The sequence below is a fragment of the Nocardia sp. NPDC051911 genome (genome assembly GCF_040681035.1).
Taxonomy (GTDB): domain Bacteria; phylum Actinomycetota; class Actinomycetes; order Mycobacteriales; family Mycobacteriaceae; genus Nocardia; species Nocardia sichangensis.
In genome coordinates this window covers 63,870-79,762 of record NZ_JBFAXY010000008.1, presented here as the reverse complement: position 1 = coordinate 79,762, position 15,893 = coordinate 63,870, and the positions used below count along the sequence as shown (strand labels likewise).

Below are 15,893 nucleotides of genomic sequence, written 5' to 3'. Positions count from 1 at the left end.
ATCGTTGGGGAGGCCGCCGCGAAGGCGGAACAGGAGCCGAAAAAGGCCGCGACGCAACCGAATTCCGCCCCGCGGCTGCGGTTGTTCCGGGACAGCGCGATCGTCGCGCACCGCAATCTGCTCACCATTCTGCGCGTGCCGACGCTGCTGGTGACGGCCACGATCCAACCGCTGATGTTCGTGTTCTTGTTCGCCTACATCTTCGGCGCCTCGCTGGGCGGCGGCCAATACCGCGAATTCCTGCTCGCGGGCATCTTCACCCAGACGGTGGCGTTCAACGCCGCGTTCACCACGGTCGGCCTGGCCGGGGACCTGCAGAAGGGCATCATCGACCGGATGCGCGCGCTGCCGATGTCGCGGCTGGCCGTGCTGATGGGCCGCACGCTGTCGGACCTGGTGGTCAACATCCTGAGTTTGGCGGTGATGGTCGGGTGCGGGTACATCGTGGGCTGGCGCATCCACGGCAGCGTCTCCGACGCCGTGCTGGCGTTCGCGGTGATCCTGCTGTTCGCCTTCGCGATGTCCTGGGTCGGCGCGCTGACGGGCCTGATGTCGCCGACCGTCGAAGTGGCACAGAGCGCCGGACTGATCTGGCTGTTCCCGCTGACGTTCATCTCCTCGGCGTTCATCTCGGCCGAGACGCTGCCGGGTCCGCTGCGCACGATCGCCGAGTGGAATCCGATCACCGCGGTGTCGGCGGCGGGACGAAAGCTGTTCGACAACGACTCGCCGCCCACCTTCGTCCCGCCCAGCGGCTGGGCCGCCGACCACAGCGTCGAATACGCGGCAGCCTGCTCGGTGGCGATCCTCGTGGTGGCCGTGCCGCTGGCGCTGCTGCGCTACCGCAAGGTGGCCAGTCACTGACCCGCACGACCACGCGAACAGCGAACGGCCGCCGGCATCCGGACGATGCGGCGGCCGTTTCAGTATTCGCGAACCGTCAGGCGCGGCGGCGGGTCTTGAGCAGCTCCAAGCGCTCCTTGAGCAACTCCTCGAGCTCCTCCTTGCTGCGGCGTTCCAGCAGCATGTCCCAGTGCGTGCGCGGCGGCTTGACCTTCTTGGTCTCCTGGCTGGTGCCTTCGACCAGCACGCCCTCCTGGCCGTTGCGGCACAGCCAGGTCGGCGGGATCTCGGCGTCGTCGGCGAAGGGAACGTCGAATTCCTCGCCGTTGTCGGTCCGGTACCGGGCGATCCGACGCGGAGCCAGGTCGTGGTCGCGATCGGTCTCGTAGCTCACCGCTCCGAGCCGACTGCCTCGGAGTACGCGATCTGCCATGGTGTGCCTCTCCCTGTGTGCTCGAGTCTTCGTGCGCTGCGACCGTGTCCGCGCGAGTGCGCGTGGCACCCGCCGGACCTGATGTACAACGATCGGGCCTGCGCCGATAGTTCCCGACGCGGCCGCGGTGAACCGTTCCATTGTAGTGCCCGCGGCGCACAGGACTCGTCGCGCCCGATGGCGGGTGATTCGCCGGGGGTCGCTGAGTGGACCGCGGATGGCGAGCTATTAGTGTTCTGCGTCATGTCGCGCCGCTTGTCCTGCCAGTGGTGTGGGCGGGAGATCGTGGAATCGGAGGCCGGCCGCCGTCGCCGGTACTGCCGCCAGTCCTGTCGCCAACGCGCCTACGAACACCGCAACAGTCTGAAGGGAACGGGGATTCCCGACGACGCGGTGGTACTCAGTGCCCAGGAGGCCGCCGACTTGGCCGATCGCTGGTTCGCTGCCCGCTGCGCCGCCGAGGACGTCGCCACCGCCATCGCGGAGGGGGCGACGCCCGATGAGCTGGCCGTGCTCGGCAAGACGCTGGTCGCGCTCACCCGTGACGCGGAACGTCTGCGCTGACCGGGTCCGCCGGGTTCGGGTGTGCGGCGCGGTCGCGGTGGCGTAGATACGCCGCGGCGAGCAGCGCGACTACGGTCGCGGCGAGTCCGCAGCCCGCCGACCAGGTGGCGGTGTCCGGGTGGACCAGCGACTGGCCGCGCATCGCCTGCCAGAAGACCAGCGCCAGCAGGCCGGCGTAGCCCGCCGCGAGCACACCCACGACGGCCGCGCGGGCGCGTTCGGGGCGCAGCCAGCGGTACCGGGGAGCGAGCCAGGCGAGCGCGACGGCCACCAGCAGCAGCACCTGGATGCCGTGCAGCCCAACGAAGTGCGGAACGCGCAGGTCTCCGCCGACCGTGCTCCAGTGCGTGATCGGCATGCCGCGCGTGGCGTCGCGCGCGGCGAGATCGCCCGCGCCGGACAGCACCGTGTGCCCGGCGGCCAATTCGACGATTCGTCCGTCACTGTCGCGGACGAGTTGCTTGCCGGTGAAGCCCATCAGGTAGCCCAGCGCCATGCCCGCCACGGCCAGTGCCAGCCCGGCGTGGACAGCGCGTGCGGTCGGGCGGTCCACCAAACGCTGCCAGGACAAGATCAGCACGATGAGCAGGTTGGCCAGGAACAGGCCGGGCACGCCGGAGGCGAAGACCATCTGCCCGATCGAGTTCACCGGGTCGTCCTCGGTATTGAAGTGGCTGAACGTGCCGCGTGCGGCCTGCAGCACGATGAATCCCACATCGATGAATCCGGTCACCGCGAACACCGAGCCCAGCCACCAGGTGACCCGGCTGCCCTTGTGCGGCAACGACAGCAGCCACGCCAGGGTGAGGCTGTAGAGCGCGAACGCCAGGCCGAATTTCATCGGCTTGAGCCAGACCGATTCGCCGAGCAGCGTGCGGTCGTCGATCGGCATCGCCGCGAGGGAGAACAGGACGAGCGCCGTCATCGCGGCGACCGTGCCCAGCAGTGGCCGATGCAGTCGCCCGCGCGTCGCCGTCTTCGCGCTCGCCCGCGACCCGTCTTCGGGCGCGGTGGCGAAATATGTTGTGGACATGGACCGAACGTAGAAATCACGGACGCCGGAGGGCGTCCCGCCGCGGCGCTATTCGCGCCTAGTACCCGGGTATCGGGCGACACGATCGGTCGGTACCGCAGACGCACATGCCGCCGCATAGCTCGTGCCCCGGCTCGCTGTCACAGCTCGTCCGGTCGGCTCACACGATGTGATCCCGCGGCGAGATCGCGGGCCGTCGTGCCCGGCGTGCCCGGCCCGCCTGGAGAGAAGAAGCGGGCCGCGAACGCGTCGTTGCGTTCGCGGCCCTCGCGGGCGACGGCGCTGTCGCCGGGTCCGTTCGCGAGATCAGTCCTCCTGCGCATACCCGACGTCGATGCCGCGTCCGGCCAGCCAGGGCCGCGGATCGATCGGCGTGCCGTCGGGCAGACGGACCTCGTAGTGCAGATGCGGGCCGGTGGAGTAACCACGATTGCCGACCGTCGCGATGACGTCGCCCGCGCGGACCTGCTGTCCGACGGTGGCGAGGATGTCGTTCACGTGGCCGTAGACGCCGATGGTGCCGTCGTCCTGCTGCACGCGCACCCACAGGCCGAAGCCCGAAGCGGGACCGGCCTCGATCACGACGCCGTCGGTGACCGCGGCGATCGGAGCTCCGAGCGGGTCACCGAAATCCAGGCCCGCGTGCATCGCGCCCCAGCGCGTGCCGAAATTCGAGGTGAGCACGCCCGCTGCGGGCCGGACGGTCATGGGGCGCGCGAAGTTCTGCGCGATGCGGTTCACGTCCGAGGGCGCGGGCATCGGGGCGGCCTGCGGCGCCGGACCGGTCGGCGGGGTGAAGACGGCGAATCGAGCCATGCCCTCGGCCGGGCGGATCTCGCCCGAGGCGATCTTCCCCGCGACGAGACGGGCAGACGCGTCGGTGTCCTCGTCCTGCTGCGCCGCGGCGAGGATGCCGAAGGAGGCGGTGACGACCGCGGAGGCGGCGACGACGCGGGCGGCGGCGCGATCACGGCGCAACCGCGTCGCGGCGCGACGGATCGGTAACGGAAAGGTCACGGGCATGCGTCGAACGTACGGCAGCCGTCTCGGGTATCCGCAATCCTGTGGCAACCGTCACCGCCGGGCAAAAACCCAGCTCGCCGGTCACAGAAAGGTGACGAAAGGCGCCGGATTCCCATGCGAGCTGGGAAGACGATGCCGTGTCGATAGTTGACCGGAGAAAAGCTGGGTGCGCAGACTGTGTGAGTGGCGACTAATGGAGTTCGTGCCATCACGGCGCTGGCGGACCCGACCCGCCGCGCGATCTTCGAGGCCCTGCCGCAGGCCGCGCGCTCGGTCGGCGAACTCGCTCGAGAACTCGGAGTGACCAGCTCGGCGGTCTCACAGCATCTGCGTGTGCTGCGCGAGGCGCGGTTGGTGATGATGCGGCCGGACGGCAACCGCAGGCTGTATTCCCTCGACCCGCGCGGTCTCGCCGACGCCCGCGACTACCTCGAGCAGTTCTGGCCGAGTGCGATCGCCGCCTATTCCGCGGCCCTCGAAACCGCCGCGACGGCGAACGCTTGACCGCGGCGGTGCGACCGCACCGAACGCCTGTCATCCCACGCGTCGATACGCCGTCTTACGGCGGTCGGTACCCGTGCCGGGCCAATTGCGCTTGCTCAGCTGCTTGTCGACGGCGTTGATCACCTCGGTGACGCCGATCTGCAACAGACCGGGGTCGGGGGTGTCGGCGTCCGGATCGCCGACGTGGCCGGTCCACAGCACGGCGTGCCTGCCGAGCAGGTGCGCGGGCGGACCCGCCCACCGCGGCGGCGTCGGGCCGAACAACAGGACGGTGCGGGTGCCGAACGCCGTGGCCAGATGCGCCACGCCGGTGTCTCCGCAGATCACCAGGGCCGCCTCGGCGACGGTGGCGGCCAGATCGATGAGGTTCTGCTGCCCGGCGAGCACCCGGCCCACGGGCAGGCCTGCCCGCGCGGCGATGCCCAGCGCGAGTTGGCGTTCGTATTCGTCCCCGGTGAGAACCACCTCTCGCCCGAGGGCGAGCAGGTGCCGGACGACGGCGGCGAACCGGTCCGCCGGCCAGCGGCGAGCCGGTGCGCCCGCGCCGACGTGCACGACCACGCAGTCGCGGCGGCTGGTCGTCGACACCGGCGGAACCAGTCCGAGGTTGCGGCGATCCGCGCCGATGCCGTCGTACTCCAGCAGGTGACACCATCGGTCCACCTGGTGCATGTCCGGTTCCCACTCCGGGCCGGACAACTCGGGGAACGCGGGATTGCGGAAGGTGAGTATGCGCTCGGCCCGGGTCTTGGACAGCGTGACGATACTTTCGGCGCTCGAGCCGTGCAGGTTGACCGCCAACTCGGGGGGAGGCGCGTCCCAGCGGAAGCCGCTCGGATCGGCGGTCGGCATCAAGGCGTCGACCGAGGCGATCAGGTCGACGATCGGTTTGAGTCGCAGCGGTGCCGCCAAAACGATGCGATCGTGCGGTTTGGCCCGGCGCAGCGCACGTAGAGCCGGGACCGCGGTGAGTAGATCACCCAGCCCACGCGCCTGCAACACGAGCAGAACCGCCACCCTCTTCTCCTAGCCACCCGAGTCTCACCGAACCCCGACCCACCCGTTCAGCCCAGGGGCGCCAAGGAAGAGTCACTAAGGGATAACTACCCGGACGTTCGAACAGCGAAACGTGAACACCGCGCAACGTTGCCGCGCCTACCGGAAAACCGCGAGGAATCCCACTCAGCAAATGTCCAGAGAACTCATGTGGAGCGGCTATAGCATCAGTGAATGACGACAAACAGCGTGGTAGAGGGTCCACTGCAGTCTCTTGCCCGCCGTGCGTGGCAAACCATCCTGCTGACCGGCGTTTTCGCGGTGATCCTCGGCATCCTGATCCTGGTCTGGCCCGACATCACTCTGGCGGCGGCGGGCATCGTCTTCGGCATCTACCTCGTGGTCACCGGCTTCCTGCAGCTGGTCGCCGCCTTCGGCGCACCGGCGAGCACCGGCCTGCGGGTGCTGGCGTTCATCATCGGCGTGCTGTCCATCGTGATCGGCGTGTTCTGCTTCCGCGACGAACTGGCCTCGTTGCTGCTGCTCGGGTTGTGGATCGGCATCGGCTGGCTGTTTCGCGGGATCGCGCTGCTGGTGGCCGGCATCTCCGAACCGGAGATGCCGGGACGCTGGTGGCAGGTCCTCTTCGGGGTCGTCACCGCGGCGGCCGGTGTCGTGCTGATCGTCTGGCCGGTGCGGTCGGTGGCCACGCTGGCCGTCCTGGCCGGAGTGTGGCTGATCATCGTCGGCCTCATGGAGATCATCGTGGCGTTCGGGGTGCGCCGGGAGGTCAAGGCCCTTCGCGCCGAGGGCGCTGTCGCCTGATCACGAGCCCGCTCGGCGGGGCGCCACCGGTGCCCGGCCGGGCGGTGCCGTGTTCGCGTGCGCCTGACCAGCGCGGTTCCGTCCTGCTGGAACTCGTGACAGAATCACAGGCGCATTTTCACCAGAAGTCGGCTTCGGGGTTGGTCGACATCGAAAAGAACTGGAGGCACGAATGATTCGTACTGCTGGGTTTGTCGGTGCGCTGGCCCTGGCGGGGGCCGCGGCCATGCTGTCGGCGGGGACGGCGCAGGCCGCGGTCGGCACGCTGGGGATCAACGGCGAACTGCACGCGGATCCGGTGGGCTGCCTGAACACCGACGGACTTTTCTACACCACGTTCCAGATCACCGTCGTCAACAGCACCGATCGTGCCGTCACGCTGTACTCCGGAAGGGACTGCACCGGTTCCGTGGTCGGCGAGCTGCCCGTGGAGAAGATCGGGTATCTGCCCAAGGGCGGCAGCGTCTCCGTCAGCTGAGCCGCTCGTCGCAATGGCGGCCGAGGCGTGGCGTCACCCATCGCACGAACTTCGTCGGTGTGGTGCGACCGCCTCGGCCGTTTCCGTGATCGCCTGCCGCGCCCCGGATCACCCGCCGACGTCGGTGGGAATCCGTTGTGAGGGCGACACGGTGTCGCGTGCCCACACCGCGTGGAGGCGCGCGTAGCGCCCGCCGCGTTCGAGCAGTTCGGTGTGGGTGCCGTCCTCGGTGATCCGGCCCTCGTGGAAGAGCAGCACCCGATCGGCGGTCTCGGCCGTGTGCATCCGATGCGCGATCGTGAGGGTGGTGCGGCCGCGGGTGAGGCGCGCGAGCGCGTGTTGCACCCGCACGTCGGTGCCCGCGTCGACGCCACTGGTGGCCTCGTCGAGGACGAGCAGATCTGGATCGACCAGTGCGGTCCTGGCCAAGGCCACGAGCTGGCGTTCACCCGCCGACAAGGCCTCGCCGCGCTGGCCGACCGGAGTCTCCAGTCCCTGCGGCAGAGTCCGCACCCAGTCCCGCAACCCGAGCCGGGCCAGTACGTCGAGCACGGCGTCGCGGGAATCGCCCGCGCGACCGAGCGCGATGTTCTCGCCGACGGTGCGATCGAAGAGGAAGGCGTCCTGCGGGACGATCGCGACCCGCCGGGTGAGTGCTTCGTCGGCGATCTCTGTGAGGTCGACACCCCACAGGGTGAGCGTGCCGCTGGTCGGCAGCAGCTGCCGGGTCACGAGTTTCGCGAAAGTGCTCTTGCCGGAGCCGGTCTCGCCGACGACGGCGACGTGCTCGCCGGGCGCGATACGCACGTCCAGGCCGCGTAACGCGGGCCGGTCGGGGGAGTAGTGGAAGCCGACGCCGCGCAGTTCCACGATGGCCGGGCCGGATGGCAGCGTTGTGCGCCGAGCCGCCGTGGATTCCTCGGGGATGTCCAGGATTTCGACCACGCGCCGCAGGCCGGCCTCGGCATTGCGGGCGTCGGCGAGGCTGCTGACGGCGAACTGCATGGGTCGGACGAAGAAGGTCACCAGGAACAGGAAGGCGACGATGTCGCCCGCGCTGAGCCCGAGCTCCGGTCCCAGCACGCCCATTCCGGCCGCGGTGCCCGCCACCACCACCGAGGTGGTGATGAGCCCGCTGGCGACCTCGCCGATGGAGACGTTGAATCCCATCGGCCACAGGGTGCGCCGCTGGGCGTCGAGAACGGCGTCGATCTGCGTGTCGGCGCGGGCGCGCATCCGTTCCTCGATGCCGTAACCGCGGATGGTGTCGATGCCGACGAGCACTTCCAGCAGGCCGCCGTAGAGTTCGCCGATGCTTCGGCGCACGGCATCGAAGCGGCGCGCCACCCACTGCTGCAACGTGTGGCCCGCGACCGGGACGCCGATGCCGATCAATAGCACGAGCAGCGCGAGCGGCCACGAGTAGACCAGCATCACCACGAGCGCCAGCAGCATCTGAGAGATGTTCTGCACCAGTGTGATTCCGCCGGACTGGGCGTACAGCGTGACCACGTCGACGTCGTTGGTGACGCGCGCGACGAGAGCGCCTGCGGAATCCGCGCGGGGATGGGCGGGGGAAAGGCGCAGGATGCGGGCGAAGGCGGCCACCCGCAGATCCAGCAGTGCCTGCTCGACGGTGCTGATGACCCGGTGGTTCATCAACGCGGAAGCGAGCATCGCCAGCAGTACCGCGAGTACTCCGGCGAACACGGCGCCGGTCACGACGCGTGCGCGGGTGGCCTGGTCGATCGCACCGAGCAGCGCGTGGTCGAGGGCGTATTGGATGGTGACGGGGATGACGATCCGGCCGGAGGCCGCGACGACGGCCAGTAGCAAGATCACCGCGAGAGTGCGGCGGGACAGCACGGTGTCGCGGCGCACCCGGCGCAGTAGACCGGTGGTTCGGTAGTCGGGTCCCGTCGGCTCGGTTGGACTCGTGTTCACCACGCCGGCTCCATGGTGTCGGTCTGATCGGACGCGTGGTATGCGCCGAGCAGCGCGCGATACGCCGGTTCGGTAGCGAGAAGGTCCTCGTGCCGTCCCTGCGCGACGATGCGTCCACCGGCGAGGAAAACCACGGTGTCGGCGAGACCGACCGTCGCGGCGCGATGCCCGACCAGCACCACCGTGGTGCGGCGGTCGTCGCCCGCGTACTCGGCGCGCAGCGCCTCCACCACGGTCCGCTCCACCAGGGGATCCAGCGCGGAGGTGGCGTCGTCGAGCAGGAGCAGGCCGGGGCGGCGGAAGACGGCGCGCGCCAGCGCCAACCGCTGACGTTGACCACCGGAGAGTTGCACGGTTTCGCTGAGGTAGGTGTCCAGGCCGTCGGGGAGGCGGCCGACGAACCCCGCGGCGTCGGCGATGCGCAGCGCGCGCTCGATCTCTTCGTCCGAGGCCGCGGCGCCGAGGGTGATGTTGGCGCGAGCGGTGTCGGCGAACAAGAAGGCGTTCTGGGTGACCAGCGCGGTCCGGCGGCGCACCGCGTCCGGTGCGAGGCGCCGGGTGTCGACCCCGGTGAGCGCGACCGCGCCCCGGTCGGCCTCGAGCAGATGCGCCAGCAGCGCCAGCAGCGTGCTCTTGCCCGCGCCGGTCGCGCCGACCACCGCCAGTACGGCGCCGGGACGTACCCGTACGGTCAGGTCGCGCACCGCGCGGGTGTCGCCGGTGTAGCCGTAACCGGCTCCGGCGAGCTGCACGGCGACGCCGCGATCGTGCGCGCCGAGTGGGAGCTGCCCGTGCGCCGGGCGGTCGGCGGCGGTGAGTACGTGGTCGACTCGGGTCTGCCCCGCCACGCCCAGCGGTAGCACGCCGAGGAAGCGGGCGATGACGTTGAGCGGAATCGCGGTGGTGATGAGCAGGTAGATCACCTCCACCAGGGCGCCGACGCCGAGCAGCCCGGCGTCGACCCGTGCCACGCCGACGGCCAGGATGGCCAGCGCCGCCAGGGGCGGCATCAGCTCGATCGCGGGGTCGAAGACGGCGCTCGCGTTGCCCATGTGCCGGTTCGCCGCGCGGGAGGCGTCGGCGGCCGCCGCGAAACGATCGATCTCCCGATCGCCGATGCCGAGGGTGCGCACCACCTGCCGTCCGGCGATGGCCTCGTGCGCGAGCCCGCTGACCAGTGCTCGCTGCTGCTGAGCCGCCCGGGCCCGCGGTGCGAGCACCCGTTGGTAGAGCAGATTCGCGGCCAGCACCAGCGGGATGAGCACCAGCGCGATCAGAGCGAGCCAGAGGTCGGCGAGCGCGATGTCGACCATGACCAACAGCAGCATGGCGGTCATACCGACCGCGAAAGGGAAGTGCTGCATGGGATCCCAGGCCGTCTCCACGTCGGAGATCGCGCGGGAGACCAGTTGCCCAGCCGGCCTGCGGCGATGCCAGGCGATGCCCAGCCGCAGGTATTGCGCGACCACGGCTTTGCGGGTCTGGGCCTCGTTGCGGTATTGCACCGTGCCGGTCGCCACACCGCGCAGGATGATCGTCGCGATGCGCAGCAGCGAGACCGCCAGCACGAAGGCCGCACCGGTCGCGGCGGCGCCCGCCAGGAAACGGCCCTCGGCGAAGCTCGCGACCACCACGTGCTCCGTACTCCATCCGACGGCTCTCGCGGCGAGCACCATGCAGCACGCGTTCACCAGGCCGGAGCCGATCGCGACCGCGGCGGCGCCCGGTGCCCGCCCGCACCCGCGCAGCATGATCGCCAGCCCGCTGCGCAGGGTGCGGGGGTCCTGCCCGGCCTCGCTGTCGGCGGCCGCGGCGAGCAGTGCGCCTCTCCCGTAGCTCATGACCCCGGACACCGGAATGTCCGGGCTGATCCGTTCGCCACCACGCCTCCAACCGCCTGCCTGCCCTGGACAACCGTGCCTCGGATCGTGAATCGGCAGCAATGGACTCGATCAGCGTGATCGGAAATCGCGGGGACGACGATGCTTCCCGGCAAAAGTTCGGCGGTGGTGCGGACGATCTTGCCGCCGGTGCGATCCCGATCCGGGGGAAGGCTACGACCGCACCTTCGTGCGAACAGAATGCGCCCGAGAGATTCCGAGTATGCCGCTGATGACGGAAGGTGCTAAAGCGAGCAATGCGGCCGCAAACGCGCCTCCGGCGACAGCGGCCGGCGCATCGTCGCTACCGCGCCCGTGCACTCGTCCGGGTATCCCTCTTGCGGGCCGGACGTCGCGTTCACCGTGTGCGCGGCCACTCGCCCTGGTTCGGCACGGTGGACTCCGAGGTCACCGACACCGGAACCGGCGTAGCGGCGGCCGAGCGGCGACGCCCCCGCGGATCCCATGCCATCGCCGACGCCGCTCCTCCCAGCAGAACGACCACGATCATCGTCACAACACACCAGACCAACACGGTCCTTGCCTCCCTGGCATCACCATCCGGTTGACAGACTGCGTCGGCTTACCAAGGCGGACAGTTGTTTTCGAGTCGTCAACAGTATTCACCGACCGGATGGCGCGCGCGAGTCCGCGGCGCGGGGCCGATGCCTCCGCAATCGTGTCCGAAAGCCGCGACCGACCCCGCTGCGAACGGAATAACCAGCGCGAACGCCGATGCTTTCGCCGCCGTGGCTTTCGGTGCGCCGAACGGAGGAGATGCTAATCACGAAAGTGCCTCTGTCGCACAGTATGTGGGTGGCGTCTCAGCACGACCATGTCTCGCTCGTTCGTCGCGATGGGCGGTGCTCGGACTCTGCCGCTCGCTGCGGGGCGATGTCGTCCCGCCGGGCTGGGCTGTCGTTGTTTGCCTCGTTGTCGCCCGGGTAGCACGGTGGGGACGGAGGTCCACCCACACCGAAAGGGCTGGTTCGGCGATGTCCAATTCCACACCGGGCGCGACAACGGATCGGCGGTCTCCTCTTCAGGTCGCCGCCATGGCGGTGGGAGCCGCGTTCCTCCTGGTCGGGATCCTGGGGTTCATTCCGGGGATCACGACCGATTACGGCGAACTCGATTGGGCGGGACATCACTCGCAGGCCCAGTTGCTCGGTCTGTTCAGCGTGTCGGTGCTGCACAACGCGGTCCATCTGGCTTTCGGCCTCGCCGGAGTGCTGGCCGCCCGCACGGCTCCGTCGGCGCGCGCGTTCCTCCTCGGCGGCGGCGCCCTCTATCTCGTGCTGTGGCTGTACGGACTCGTCGTGAACCCCGGCAGCGACGCGAACTTCGTGCCGCTCGATACGGCCGACAATTGGCTGCATTTCGTGCTCGGCGCGGGCATGATCGCCCTCGGTGCGGTCTTGGCGCGGCGGCCACTGACCCAGGCGCCCGGCGCGGGCAGGCAGACCGGAATTCTGGAATAGCCGACGCATCGGCCGCGTCGTCCATGGGAATGGACCGCCGGTTCGAAGGCTGTGTCCCGACACCACCCCGTGTCCGGTCTGTTACCGAAAAGTGTTGTGGTTCAACGAATCCCATCGCCAGGCGGCGCAACCGGCGCAGCTCGCCCTTCGGCGGTACGCTCGGTGCGGGCGATGCCGGAAAGTCGCTTTGTCGAACGCCTCACATGTTGACATCGACTGCTGTTGACAACATATGATGTCAATAACTTGCTCAGCCTGCAATTCGATGCGCCGACACCGCGCGAGCCGCAGGAGTGCAGGCGCTTCGACTACTTCGGCAACGCGGCAAGGGAGTACCGATGAGGGCCAAACCACCCGCACTGGGATATCTCCGCAAGGACGTCTCGGGTGTGTCCCAGGATTGGGACGAAGCGCAGATGCGGAGTATGGCAAAACGCCTGGGTTACGAGTTGTGTAAGACGGTGACCTTCGGCGCCGGCACCGACGCACCGGTGGATCGCCTCGTCGACGTCGTTCGCACCTTCGGCGTCGACGCCGTGATCGCACCGGGTCTGCACCACTTCGGCAATGCGGTGCCGGGCGAACTCGTCGAGGTTTGCGACCTGATCACCGTGACGCCCCAGCAGACGTACTCCCGTTCGGCGCTGTCGCGAATCTGGGCATGAATCATCGGGCGCCGGTCGCCGCCGCATGTGCTGTACTGGCGGGGTGATCGAATCCGGTGCGGTGACCGACGTGGTCGACGCTGTGGTCGAGCAGTCGTTGCTCGGCGGCCCACGACGGTACACGCGCGCCCAGGTGGCCGAGCTTTCCGGAGTGTCTGTCGAACGTGCCAAGAAGCTGTGGGTGGCGCTCGGCTTCCCCGCCACGGCGAGTGACGACGACGTGGTGTTCACCGATGCCGACATCGCCGCGGTGCGCCACTTCACCGCGATGGACCCGGTCGCGGGGGCGAGCGAGCAGAGTCAGATCGCCGCCGCCCGCAGTGTCGGTCAGGCGATGGCGCGACTGGCCGAGTGGCAGGCGGATCTGATCGCCCGTGAGATCGGCAGCCGCATCGCCGCCGAAGGCGGGCAGTCGATGTCCGAATCGAACCGCCAGGCCACTGCCCGGACCATCGCGGTGCTCACCGATCTGCAGCAGTACGCGTGGCAACGACATCTCGCCGCGGCGCTGAGCCGCTCACTCGAATCCGATGGCGCCACACGCCAACTGCTCGTCGGCTTCGCCGATATGGTCGGCTACACCCGGCTTTCCCGTCACCTCGACCTCGACGAGTTGACGGATCTGCTGGAGACATTCGAGACCACCACCACCGAAGCGGTCACCGCCCACGGCGGCTGGGTGATCAAGAACGTGGGCGACGAGGTGATGTTCGCCGCCGAGAATGCCCGCGACGGTGCGCGAATCGCCCTGGCGATGCACGCGGCGGTCGCCCGAGCGGCGCAAACCGTTCCGGAAATGCCCCAGATCCGGGTGGGCCTGGCGTACGGGCCCGTCCTCACCCGCTTCGGCGACCTCTACGGCACGGTGGTCAACGTCGCCGCTCGGCTCACCGGCGTGGCCCGCCCTGGGACCGTCCTCCTCGACGACGGCGCCGCCGCGGCTCTGGATGACGACGACCAATTCCTCTTGCGCCATCTGCGCAGCGTGCGGGTCAAGGGATTCTCACGATTGCGTTCCCACGTGTTGCGAGAGCGCCAGCGGAAACAAAGCTGACCGGCTACCGCCCCGTGGCGAGATGATGTGGAGCTTCGATGAAAAGCACTGTCGCCGCACTCGCGCGGCTCGGGGTCGCCGGGATTCCGGTGCCGGCCTTCGTGGCGGTCGCCGGTTCGGGCCCGGCTCAGGCGACGCCGCGGGATTGCGTCGTCGAGCGGGATCTGTTCAGCGCTTCGGCGGTCTGCCAACCCGACGAGCTCGAGGGAGCCGAATACATCTTGCCGTGGAATGCGTAGGCATCTACAGCTCGGGGCCGTTCCCGCTGTACGCGGTCGGTTCCTACGTCCAGCTCAGTTATCCCTTCACGCCGAACGGGCAGCGTACGACGACAGGGTGCATGAACTGGGGTCCCGGTCTCGTCGGGGTGGTCGGCAACGCCGTCGTGGAGATCTATCACCGTTGAGAGATCGCGAGCCAGGTCGACGAGTCGGCCGAATGAGCAAGCGGTCGGCCGGGCCGGTGCGGATAGGCTGGCGTCATGTCGGAGACAGTGTCATCCAAGGGTTTCTCGGTCGCGCTGGTGCTGGGCGGGGGTGGCCCGGTCGGTCTGACGTGGTTGGCGGGACTGGCCACGGGGCTGCGGGACAACGGGATCGACTTGACGCTGGCCGACCGGTTCGTGGGGACCTCCGCCGGCTCGGTGGTCGGTGCGGTCCTGGCCGACGGTGGCGATCCGGCGCGCTTGTTGCGGCCGCCGTCCACGTCGGCGCCGGCGGTGCGGGCGGATCCGGCGCGAATCGCGGAGATATTCGCCGTGCTGCGCGCCCCCGGCCAGGATCCGGCCCAGGCGCGCCGCCGGGCGGGGGAGCTGGCGCTGGCCGCGCAGGCCGGTGATCCGGACGAGCACATCGCGCGTATCGGCGGGCTGGCCGGTGTGGCGCAGTGGCCGGCGCGCGATCTCGTCGTGACCGCGATCGACATCACCACTGGTGAATTGCGGGCATGGACCAAGGACGGCGCCGCGTCGTTGCCCGAAGCGCTGGCGTCCAGCACGGCGGTGCCCGGTGTCTTCCCGCCGGTCCCGATCGACGGCCGCCACTACTTCGACGGCGGGTTGCGCTCGCCGGTCAACGCGGACCTGGCCGCGGGCGCGGATGTCGTGGTTATCCTCGAACCCTTGGCGCACATGTTCCCGCGCATCCCCAGCGATCGCGAGTTGGGCTCGGCGACAGAGGTTTCCATTGTCCCCGACGAGGAAGGCGTCGCCGCGTTCGGAATCGACGTGTTCGACTCGGCGGCGCTTGCTCCCGCGTATGCGGCGGGCGTGCGCCAGTCTGCCGATGCCGCGCTGCTGCTGAAGGACGTCTGGCCCGAAGGCTGACCGAGCCGTGGCGAGCGCCGGCCGATCGGCCGGGCGTGTCCCGTCGCTACACGTCCGGCGCCGCTGTGGTCGTCGTCGGCCTCATCCCTCACTACGTCCCGGTCTCGTCCGGCGCGTACCCGAGGATGCCCTTGATCTCCAAGTAGTCGTGGAAACCGAATTCGCCCCATTCCCGGCCGTTTCCGCTCTTGCGATAGCCGCCGAAGGGCGCGTGGAAGTCGAAGGCGTCGTCGATGGTTCGCCCGCGGAGCACCGGAGGCGGCTGGCCCGGCGATACGCCTCGGCGTGACGAGCGCCGGAGCGTAACGCCGGTCGGCCGCTCCGAGGCGCACCGCGAGGGCAGATCAGTCGTCCGGAGTCTCGGTGAAGCGCTGGAGGTACAGCGGCTCGCCGAGTTTCTCCACCAGATCGAGTTCGGTTTCCAGGTAGTCGACGTGCTGTTCTTCGTCTTCCAGGATCTGCTCGAAGATACGAGCGGAGGTGACGTCGCCGCGTGAACGCATCAACTCGATGCCACGGCGCAGCCGTTCGACCGCCTCCATCTCGATCTGCAGATCGGCCCGCAGCTGCTCGGGCACGCTCTGCCCGATGCGCAGCGGGTTGAGCTTCTGGTAGTTCGGCAGGCCCTCCAGGAAGAGGATCCGGTCGGTGAGGATCTCGGCATGTTTCATCTCATCGATGGACTCGTGCCGGGTGTGCCGGGCCAGCTTGGTAAAGCCCCAGTTCTCCTGCATCTTGGCGTGCAGGAAGTACTGGTTGATCGCCGTGAGTTCGGCCGTCAGCTGCTCGTTGAGCAGCGCAACGATGTCCTTGTCGCCGTCCATAGCAGCGATCGTGGCACAAAAT

Annotated in this window: 19 protein-coding genes and 1 pseudogene; 11 read left to right on the top strand and 9 right to left on the bottom strand. The window is 69.0% G+C overall.

Annotated elements, in window-relative coordinates; genetic code table 11:
* Window positions 1–81 precede the first annotated feature (81 nt).
* Window positions 82–864, top strand: coding sequence for an ABC transporter permease (locus tag AB0L97_RS12255; protein WP_355077700.1), 783 nt, complete (start codon window positions 82–84; stop codon window positions 862–864).
* A gap of 76 nt (window positions 865–940) precedes the next feature.
* On the opposite strand, the gene AB0L97_RS12250 is transcribed toward AB0L97_RS12255, so the two are convergent.
* Window positions 941–1,276: an RNA polymerase-binding protein RbpA gene (locus tag AB0L97_RS12250; RefSeq protein ID WP_355077661.1), complete on the bottom strand. Its 336-nt coding sequence runs from the start codon at window positions 1,274–1,276 to the stop codon at window positions 941–943.
* A 243-nt stretch (window positions 1,277–1,519) separates the two neighbouring features.
* Between AB0L97_RS12250 and AB0L97_RS12245 the strand changes: the two genes are divergently transcribed.
* On the top strand, window positions 1,520–1,840 hold the full coding sequence (locus AB0L97_RS12245; protein WP_355077663.1) for a hypothetical protein: 321 nt from the start codon (window positions 1,520–1,522) through the stop codon (window positions 1,838–1,840).
* On the opposite strand, the gene AB0L97_RS12240 is transcribed toward AB0L97_RS12245, so the two are convergent.
* The 3 genes from AB0L97_RS12240 to AB0L97_RS12230 all read right to left on the bottom strand — a co-directional run bounded on the left by AB0L97_RS12240 (window position 1,812) and on the right by AB0L97_RS12230 (window position 3,896).
* On the bottom strand, window positions 1,812–2,873 hold the full coding sequence (locus AB0L97_RS12240; protein ID WP_364428168.1) for a hypothetical protein: 1,062 nt from the start codon (window positions 2,871–2,873) through the stop codon (window positions 1,812–1,814). The genes AB0L97_RS12245 and AB0L97_RS12240 overlap by 29 nt on opposite strands.
* Window positions 2,874–3,013: 140 nt before the next feature.
* The gene (locus AB0L97_RS12235; RefSeq protein ID WP_364428165.1) at window positions 3,014–3,196 is read right to left on the bottom strand and encodes a hypothetical protein; all 183 of its coding nucleotides are present in this window, start codon (window positions 3,194–3,196) and stop codon (window positions 3,014–3,016) included.
* Window positions 3,180–3,896, bottom strand: a complete 717-nt coding sequence (locus tag AB0L97_RS12230) for a M23 family metallopeptidase (RefSeq protein ID WP_364428162.1) — start codon at window positions 3,894–3,896, stop codon at window positions 3,180–3,182. Before AB0L97_RS12230 ends, AB0L97_RS12235 begins: the two co-directional genes overlap by 17 nt.
* A gap of 183 nt (window positions 3,897–4,079) precedes the next feature.
* Here AB0L97_RS12230 and AB0L97_RS12225 point away from each other — a divergent pair, with 183 nt between their 5' ends.
* Complete coding sequence (locus tag AB0L97_RS12225; RefSeq protein ID WP_356962127.1) at window positions 4,080–4,400, top strand: metalloregulator ArsR/SmtB family transcription factor; 321 nt, start codon at window positions 4,080–4,082, stop codon at window positions 4,398–4,400.
* Window positions 4,401–4,430: 30 nt separating this feature from the next.
* On the opposite strand, the gene AB0L97_RS12220 is transcribed toward AB0L97_RS12225, so the two are convergent.
* Window positions 4,431–5,417: a glycosyltransferase family 9 protein gene (locus tag AB0L97_RS12220; RefSeq protein WP_356962128.1), complete on the bottom strand. Its 987-nt coding sequence runs from the start codon at window positions 5,415–5,417 to the stop codon at window positions 4,431–4,433.
* A 213-nt stretch (window positions 5,418–5,630) separates the two neighbouring features.
* Between AB0L97_RS12220 and AB0L97_RS12215 the strand changes: the two genes are divergently transcribed.
* Both AB0L97_RS12215 and AB0L97_RS12210 read left to right on the top strand, forming a co-directional pair.
* Window positions 5,631–6,221: an HdeD family acid-resistance protein gene (locus AB0L97_RS12215; RefSeq protein WP_355077672.1), complete on the top strand. Its 591-nt coding sequence runs from the start codon at window positions 5,631–5,633 to the stop codon at window positions 6,219–6,221.
* 172 nt (window positions 6,222–6,393) lie between these two features.
* Entirely contained in the window at window positions 6,394–6,699 is a 306-nt protein-coding gene (locus AB0L97_RS12210) for a hypothetical protein (RefSeq protein ID WP_355077673.1), read from the top strand.
* Between the two features lie 108 nt (window positions 6,700–6,807).
* On the opposite strand, the gene AB0L97_RS12205 is transcribed toward AB0L97_RS12210, so the two are convergent.
* The gene (locus tag AB0L97_RS12205; RefSeq protein WP_364428155.1) at window positions 6,808–8,643 is read right to left on the bottom strand and encodes an ABC transporter ATP-binding protein; all 1,836 of its coding nucleotides are present in this window, start codon (window positions 8,641–8,643) and stop codon (window positions 6,808–6,810) included.
* Window positions 8,640–10,484 carry an ABC transporter ATP-binding protein gene (locus tag AB0L97_RS12200; RefSeq protein ID WP_364428152.1) on the bottom strand — a complete coding sequence of 615 codons (1,845 nt, stop codon included), beginning with the start codon at window positions 10,482–10,484 and terminating at the stop codon, window positions 8,640–8,642. Before AB0L97_RS12200 ends, AB0L97_RS12205 begins: the two co-directional genes overlap by 4 nt.
* A 1,094-nt stretch (window positions 10,485–11,578) precedes the next feature.
* Here AB0L97_RS12200 and AB0L97_RS12195 point away from each other — a divergent pair.
* The 6 genes from AB0L97_RS12195 to AB0L97_RS12170 all read left to right on the top strand — a co-directional run bounded on the left by AB0L97_RS12195 (window position 11,579) and on the right by AB0L97_RS12170 (window position 15,047).
* Complete coding sequence (locus AB0L97_RS12195; protein ID WP_355080915.1) at window positions 11,579–12,004, top strand: DUF4383 domain-containing protein; 426 nt, start codon at window positions 11,579–11,581, stop codon at window positions 12,002–12,004.
* Between the two features lie 338 nt (window positions 12,005–12,342).
* Window positions 12,343–12,669: a hypothetical protein gene (locus tag AB0L97_RS12190; protein ID WP_364428148.1), complete on the top strand. Its 327-nt coding sequence runs from the start codon at window positions 12,343–12,345 to the stop codon at window positions 12,667–12,669.
* 25 nt (window positions 12,670–12,694) lie between these two features.
* Entirely contained in the window at window positions 12,695–13,723 is a 1,029-nt protein-coding gene (locus tag AB0L97_RS12185) for an adenylate/guanylate cyclase domain-containing protein (protein WP_364428145.1), read from the top strand.
* A gap of 38 nt (window positions 13,724–13,761) precedes the next feature.
* A complete protein-coding gene (locus AB0L97_RS12180; RefSeq protein ID WP_364428142.1) occupies window positions 13,762–13,962 on the top strand; it encodes a hypothetical protein in 201 nt (66 codons plus the stop codon).
* Entirely contained in the window at window positions 13,950–14,129 is a 180-nt protein-coding gene (locus tag AB0L97_RS12175) for a hypothetical protein (protein ID WP_364428139.1), read from the top strand. Before AB0L97_RS12180 ends, AB0L97_RS12175 begins: the two co-directional genes overlap by 13 nt.
* A 75-nt stretch (window positions 14,130–14,204) precedes the next feature.
* The gene (locus tag AB0L97_RS12170; protein WP_364428136.1) at window positions 14,205–15,047 is read left to right on the top strand and encodes a patatin-like phospholipase family protein; all 843 of its coding nucleotides are present in this window, start codon (window positions 14,205–14,207) and stop codon (window positions 15,045–15,047) included.
* 91 nt (window positions 15,048–15,138) lie between these two features.
* Here the strand turns inward: AB0L97_RS12170 and AB0L97_RS12165 are convergent.
* Window positions 15,139–15,273: pseudogene (locus tag AB0L97_RS12165) on the bottom strand (aldehyde dehydrogenase family protein); the annotation flags it as partial.
* 118 nt (window positions 15,274–15,391) lie between these two features.
* Window positions 15,392–15,871, bottom strand: coding sequence for a bacterioferritin (bfr, locus tag AB0L97_RS12160; RefSeq protein WP_039801806.1), 480 nt, complete (start codon window positions 15,869–15,871; stop codon window positions 15,392–15,394).
* Window positions 15,872–15,893 lie beyond the last annotated feature (22 nt).